4 protein-coding genes are annotated in these 7,794 nt (G+C 36.2%); all 4 read left to right on the forward strand.

Going from position 1 to position 7,794, the window contains the following annotated elements; genetic code table 11:
• Positions 1-3,949 (forward strand): gliding motility-associated C-terminal domain-containing protein (locus PKK00_12785; GenBank protein ID HNW99278.1); only part of this gene is annotated, 3,949 nt, incomplete at its 5' end.
• A gap of 29 nt (positions 3,950-3,978) precedes the next feature.
• Positions 3,979-4,932, forward strand: coding sequence for a type IX secretion system membrane protein PorP/SprF (locus PKK00_12790; GenBank protein HNW99279.1), 954 nt, complete (start codon positions 3,979-3,981; stop codon positions 4,930-4,932).
• A gap of 17 nt (positions 4,933-4,949) precedes the next feature.
• Positions 4,950-7,064, forward strand: a complete 2,115-nt coding sequence (locus PKK00_12795; protein HNW99280.1) for an OmpA family protein — start codon at positions 4,950-4,952, stop codon at positions 7,062-7,064.
• A 92-nt stretch (positions 7,065-7,156) separates the two neighbouring features.
• Positions 7,157-7,558 carry an energy transducer TonB gene (locus PKK00_12800; GenBank protein ID HNW99281.1) on the forward strand — a complete coding sequence of 134 codons (402 nt, stop codon included), beginning with the start codon at positions 7,157-7,159 and terminating at the stop codon, positions 7,556-7,558.
• The last annotated feature ends 236 nt before the right edge of the window (positions 7,559-7,794 follow it).

Raw genomic sequence — 7,794 nt, forward strand, 5'->3', positions numbered from 1 at the left:
AGATATTTCAGGACTAGCGCCAGGTACATATTATGTTACAGTAACTGATGCTTATGGATGCATTAGGTATACATCAGCAACTATTTTGCAATCATCTGCATTGCTTGCTGTATCAGCTTCTTCAGTAGTTCCGGTTAGTTGCAAAGGTTCAGGTGATGGTTCTATAGATGTAACAGTTAGTGGTGGAACGGCTCCTTTCAGCTATCATTGGTCTGGTCCGGGTTCATTCAGTTCAAGCAGTGAAGATATTTCCGGTTTAGCTCCGGGTACTTATTCTCTCACTGTTACCGATGCTTATAATTGTGTAAAAACTTTATCAGAAAATATTCTTGAGTCTTCTGCTTTACTCGCTGTATCGGCAACATCAGTGGTTCCGGTTAGTTGCAAAGGTTCAGGTGATGGCTCTATAGATGTTACTGTTAGTGGTGGAACTGCTCCTTTCAGCTATCATTGGGCTGGTCCAAATGCATTCTCTTCTATTAGTGAAGATATTTCAGGATTAGCTCCGGGTACTTATTCTCTCACTGTTACCGATGCTTACAATTGTGCAAAAACTTTAGAAGCAAATATTCTTGAGTCTTCTGCTTTACTCGCTGTATCGATTACTTCAACAACTCCTGTAACATGTAGCGGAGGTGGAGATGGTTCAATTAACATCAGTGTATCAGGTGGAACTTTACCATATGTTTTTGTATGGAGTGGTCCGGCATCATATAGTGCTTCAACAGAAGATATTTCTGGTCTTGCACCAGGTACATATTATGTTACTGTAACTGATGCTTATAAATGTGCAAAAACTGCTTCAGCAAAAGTAGAGCAATCACCAGGAATGTTAACTCTATCTATTTCCACAATAACTCCGGTATCGTGTACAGGTAGTCATGATGGATCAATAGATTTAAGTGTATCAAATGGAACATTACCATATAACTATTCATGGTCTGGTCCGGGATCATACACTGCTTCATCAGAAGATATTTCAGGACTAGCGCCAGGTACATATTATGTTACAGTAACTGATGCTTATAAATGTGCAAAAACTGCTTCAGCAAAAGTAGAGCAATCACCAGGAATGTTAACTCTATCTATTTCCACAATAACTCCGGTATCGTGTACAGGTAGTCATGATGGATCAATAGATTTAAGTGTATCAAATGGAACATTACCATATAACTATTCATGGTCTGGTCCGGGATCATACACTGCTTCATCAGAAGATATTTCAGGACTAGCGCCAGGTACATATTATGTTACAGTAACTGATGCTTATGGATGCATTAGGTATACATCAGCAACTATTTTGCAATCATCTGCATTGCTTGCTGTATCAGCTTCTTCAGTAGTTCCGGTTAGTTGCAAAGGTTCAGGTGATGGTTCTATAGATGTAACAGTTAGTGGTGGAACGGCTCCTTTCAGCTATCATTGGTCTGGTCCGGGTTCATTCAGTTCAAGCAGTGAAGATATTTCGGGTTTAGCTCCGGGTGCATACAACCTTACCGTTACTGATGCTTACAATTGTTCTAAAACATTAGAAGTAGAAATTTTAGAACCAGAATTATTAACAATACAAGCAGAAGGTAGTTCACAGGTATCTTGCTACAATACAAATGATGGAGTTATAACAGTTACAGCAAATGGCGGAACCGGTGCTTATAGCTTTTCACTCAATGGTGGACCAATCCAAAGCTCTAATGTTTTCAACGGATTACCAAGTGGCACATATAGCATTACAGTATTCGATATCAACAATTGTTCAGCCACTACAGAAGCATTGCTCAATATCATCAACCCTCCTCTATTAGTAATATCAGCAGTAGGTAGCTCACAGGTATCCTGCCACAATTCAAATGATGGAGTAATTACAGCTACAGCAAATGGAGGAACCGGGGCTTACAGTTATTCATTAAATGGTGGACCAAATCAAAGTTCTAATGTTTTCAGTAATCTGCCTGCAGACACATATATTGTTACTGTTTATGATATTAATAATTGTTCAGCAAGCACTCCTGAAATTATAATAAACAATCCTGCAATATTAACTTTAACAGCTATTGCTTCACCACAGGTAAGCTGTTACAATGCCAGTGATGGTGTCATAACGGCTACTGCAACAGGTGGTACAGGCGCATATAGTTATTCGCTTAATGGTGGAGCAATTCAAAGTTCAAATGTATTTAGTGGTTTACCGGCAGGTACTTATATTGTAACTGTTTATGATATTAAAGGATGTTCAGCTACAGCGCCACAAATCACTATAGCCAACCCTGAAGGCTTAAAAGTAATGGCAAAAGCCAGTTTTCAGGTAAGCTGTTATAATGCAAGCGATGGTGAAATATCAGCAACAGCAAGTGGCGGTACCGGTGCATATAAATATTCTTTAAATAATGGTCCTGCACAGTTATCTAATGTATTCAAAGGTTTATCAAGTGGTAAATATATAGTATCTGTTTTCGATGCCAATAATTGTTCAGCAGCTACTCCAGAAATGATAATAAATAACCCACCATTACTAACTGCCGAAGCTATGATTTCATCGCAGATATCGTGTCATGATGTAAATGATGGAATAATAACAGTAACAGCAATGGGTGGTACCGGCACATTTAGCTACTCACTAAACGGAGGACCGGCACAAACATCAAATGTTTTCTCAGGGCTTTCTGAAGGCACATATAACATTACTGTAAATGATATCTATAATTGTTCAGCAATTACTGAATTCCCTATAGTGATAACAAACCCATCACCTATTACTATTGTTACAACAAATTCACCTCAAGTATCATGTCATGATGCAAGTGACGGATTTATTACTGCAACTGTTTCTGGTGGTACAGGCTCATACAGTTATTCAATTAATGGTGGACCATTACAAGTTTCAAATGAATTTACAGATCTAACTAGTGGAACTTATGTTTTAACTGTTTTTGATGCAAATAACTGTTCTGCTGTTTCTCCATCAATTGTAATAAACAACCCAGCTGTATTGACCATTGACGCATCTATTACATCACCCGTATTATGCCATGATCAAAGTAACGGTGTAATTAATGCAACTGCTGAAGGTGGTACAGGAATATACAGCTACTCTATTAATGAAGGACCTATTCAGAGCTCGAGTGTTTTCTCAGGTTTGTCAAGCGGAACATATGTTATTTCAGTTTTTGACGCAAATAATTGTAAAGCAACTTCACCTGAAATAACATTATTAAATCCTCAGCCGCTATCCGCAAGTGTTGCAATTACATCAGAAGTATCATGTTATAATGGATCCGATGGAGCAATTTTAGTATCATCATCAGGGGGCACTGCACCATATAGCTATTCTCTAAATGGAGAACTACCACAGGAATCTGATGTGTTCTCTGATCTTCCCGCTGGTAATTATGTTTTAACCGTATATGATAATATGGGTTGTTCTGTGGAAGTGCAGTTTGAATTATCTCAGCCGGATCAAATCAAAATTGAATTAGTTTCAGTTGTAGATGCTGACTGCACGGGGAATCTAAATGGAGCTATCGAAATATCGGCTTCAGGAGGTGAATCACCTTATACCTATAGTTGGTCGAATGGTTCATTAACACCAATGATTGAAGGACTAAGTGCCGGAAATTACACTGTAACCGTAACTGATAATAAAGGTTGCCAGAACGAATATACTAAGCAAGTTAATCCCGGACCCGTTGAGGAACAGCTTGGTTTTAGCAATGCCTTTACACCAGACGGTGATGGTATAAATGATCTCTGGGCAATCAAAAATATTGAACTTTATCCCGATAATAGCCTCGTAGTTGTAAACAGGTGGGGCAACGAAATATATTCAATAAAAGGATACCAGGGTAACTGGGATGGCAGCCAACTTACTGAAGGTACATATTTCTATATACTGAAAGTTGAAATGTGTAATGTTCAAAGGACTTTCAACGGATATATAACTATTTTAAGGTAAATCTGTGTCGAACTTAAAACTATATTGTTATGAAAACAATCACAAAAATATTAGCACTGATGCTATTTACAGCTACAGGCTACGCACAGCAAGATGCTCAATATAATCAGTATATATTTAATATGCTGGTCATAAACCCGGCATATGCTGGCACAAAGGAAGTATTCAATGCGAATGCTATTTATTCAAGTCAATGGACTGGATTTGCCGGATCTCCTACTACACAGACATTGGGTATTGATGGCCCAATAACAAACAAAATTGGAGTTGGTCTACATCTGATCAATGATAAAATCGGAGCAGAAAACCAAAATGGGATTTTCGGAAGTTACTCGTTTAAAGTAAAAATTAGTAAAACCCTTAAATTATCTATGGGTATAGCTATTGGAGCTACTAATTTTAATATCGATGGCAGCGAACTGGTAACGATAACTCCCGATGATCCGCAGGTTCCTAAATCCATGACAAACAAGTTCCGGTTTGATTCAAAAACAGGTGTCTTTTTATATAATGAAAGATTTTTTGCAGGAATTTCATGTTCAAATTTAACAGCGGATGTTTTTAAAAGCAAAGACCTGTTGGTTGCCAGCCAGGTTAGGCATTATTACTTAACTTCCGGTTATGTTTTTGATATCGCTCCAAACTTTAAATTCAAACCAAGTTTTCTTATGAAAGAGGATTTTAAGGCTCCTTCAAATATTGATATTAATGCCTTTCTCCTTTACAATAACAAGTTCTGGCTGGGAGCAAGTATCCGAACCGGTGCAAAAATTTTTACTACAGGCGATCTTGAAAGTTCTCTGAGATTAAGAGATGCTTTCCTGGTTATGGCAGAATATAATATTAACGATCTGTTCCGTGTTGGTTATGCTTACACATATTCTATTTCAACACTAAGTGACTATCCGGGTCATGAATTCTCCCTGGGTTATTATTTCCCAAATAAAACAACTTCAAGTGTAATAAATCCAAGGTATTTTTAATTAAAAAAATTAAACATATGAAAACACGAGATATTTACATCAGGTCAATCGCAGTAGCCATTACAATTTTTGCTTTCAGTTTTTCTTTATCAGCACAAACATCGCTGCAAAAAGCTAAATCCCTTATGGCAAGTCATGAATATTCCCAGGCAATTGATTCATATAAGGAATATTTTAAAACAAATCCACCAACGATTGAAAACGCAAGAGAAATGGCCGAATGCTATATGATGCTGCGTGATACAAAATCAGTTGAGGTCTGGCTTTCAAAAGTAACTTCATTCGACGGATTCACAGCTAATGATGTTCTTAATTATGCCAATGTTCTAAAATCAAATAGCAAATATGAGGAAGCCATGTTGCAATATAAGCGCTATTCCGAAATCAATCCAAAAATGAAAGATAAAGCAGATGATTTGATTTTATCCTGCAAAAATTCATTGGAATGGATAGCCGACCCTGCCTATTTTAATGTCATAAATGCGAAAGCATTTAATTCAACTTATTCAGAATTCGGATTAATTACTTTCAACGATGGTTACATCATTTCATCCGATCGTTTTATTACCGGAAGTACACTGTCAGAGAAACAAACCGATGGTTGCAGCGGTAATGCGTATTTCAAATTATATTATATTCCAACTGAAAGCTCATCACTAAATTCACCCGATTCTGTTTATAATCAAAATAATGCTGAAGGGATTTCCAAAACCGGGATGTCAGCTTCGCCAGACTTTATACCGTTTGTTTCTTCTTATCCCGAATATAATAATATTCAACTGATGGACCCTGTTCTGATATCCGGTCTTAATGATGAGTATCATAATGCATTATGTACGTTTGATAAAACAACCAATACTATTTATTTTACAAGAGCAAAAAAAAGAAGGATAAACGAAAGGCCTATAAATAGTGACCCTACCAGTTGGTTTAACTATGCAATCGAAAAAAAATACACCAACTTTCTTGAAATTTATTCTGCTCACTATCAAAATGACAAATGGTTTGATATAAAGCCATTCCAATATAATAAAGCAAGTGAGTATTCCATTGGACATCCGGCAATATCGCCTGATGGACAAGTTCTGTATTTTGCATCCGATATGCCTGGTGGCTATGGAAAAACAGATATTTATTATTCCTCTAAACAATCTGATGGAAGTTGGAGTAAGCCAATGAATGCCGGTGATAAAATAAATACGGAAGGTGAAGAATCATACCCATACGTGGATTCAGAAGGTATGTTATACTTTTCAAGTGACGGGCATCCCGGGATGGGAGGATTAGATATATTTTCTTCTTCGGGAAGTAAAGATAACTGGGAACAGCCTGTTAACCTGAAATACCCTATTAATTCCGCGAAAGACGATTTTTCAGTTTTTTATACTGACCCCGGAAAATCAGGATACTTTGCATCGAACAGAGATGGCGGAAAAGGTGAAGATGATATTTATTATTTTATTCCTGAACCTATCACTAAACTGATTTTAGCAGGAGTGGTAAAGCAACGATTAGAAGACAATTCCATAGAAGTATTGAAGGAAGCTAATATTAAAATGGATAATAAAACTACAAATGCAACAGGAATTCTTACTTCAAATAATGATGGAAAGTTTTATGCAAACCTGGAATGCAATTCGGCTTATGATTTAACTGCAACAAAAACAGGATACTTTATGCAGTCGAAATCACTTGCAACAACAGTATGCAAAACCAGGAATGATACAGTTTTTGTTGACCTGTTGCTCGATAAGATCGTACTCAACAAATCCATTGTCCTTGAAAATATATATTATGATTTTGACAAATGGAATATCAGAAGCGATGCAGCATTAGAGTTAGACAAATTGGTTGATCTGCTTAAACGGAATCCTGATATAAAAATCGAACTGGGTTCTCATACCGATTGCAGAGGGTCGAATGCATACAATGAAAAACTATCACAAAAAAGAGCCGAGTCGGCCGTTGCTTACATTATCTCACAAGGAATCAATAAAGACCGAATCACTGCAAAAGGTTATGGCGAAAGTGTTCCGGTTAATAGTTGTATTGATGGTGTAAAATGCGCTGAAGAACAATACCAATTGAATAGAAGAACTGAATTTAAAGTAACTGATATCATAAAAAAATAAAAATCTTTTATCAGGTTTATTGATGCAGTAACTTATGAAAAAGAAAAATTTATTAATAAATTAAAAAAATTTCAACAAATAAAAAATGTAACATGAAAGCAATTGTTGTCATATTAGTCATGACTCTTCTGCCTTTAAGTGTGATAAGCCAGGTTGATCAGAAGAGTTCAAAAATTGATACCAATTTCACAGTGGTTACTCAGCAACAACCATTTTACCCCGGCGGTGATATGGAATTGGTTATGTTTTTTTACAAGAATATTCAGTATCCTGAAGAAGCTGTAGAAAAAAATATTACAGGAAACATTATGTTGAGTTTTGATGTTTTGCCCGACAGCACAATTACAAATATTGCAGTGTTGAGTAACATTGGTTACGGACTCGAAGAGCAGGTTGTAAAACTTGTTACTCCACTTAAATATGCACCAGGAATTCAAAATGGTGAAAAGATTAAGATGAATGTTATTCTAACGGTTCCTGTTCGAGCAAAATAAAAAAAATTCACTCGAATAAAAATACGTTCAGGTATTGCTCACAGTATTCATGTATATTTCATATTTGAGTTTAATAATTCAATATTTATTAAACTTATTTCGATTTGTCTTAATACAATCTTTATATAATATTCACTTTACCTTAATTATTTTTTTTCTGTTTGATTCTAATTTTATAAATAATGGGTCACATAAATTTTCTGGGGACTAAGCAAAAAGTTTATGAAGTCTAAAGA

The organism is Bacteroidales bacterium, from assembly GCA_035353855.1.
Classification (GTDB): domain Bacteria; phylum Bacteroidota; class Bacteroidia; order Bacteroidales; family CG2-30-32-10; genus DAOQAK01.

Coding starts and splice junctions, on each gene's coding strand:
- PKK00_12790 (HNW99279.1), top strand. CDS start 3,979: ATGAAAACAATCACAAAAATATTAGCACTGATGCTATTTACAGCTACA.
- PKK00_12795 (HNW99280.1), top strand. CDS start 4,950: ATGAAAACACGAGATATTTACATCAGGTCAATCGCAGTAGCCATTACA.
- PKK00_12800 (HNW99281.1), top strand. CDS start 7,157: ATGAAAGCAATTGTTGTCATATTAGTCATGACTCTTCTGCCTTTAAGT.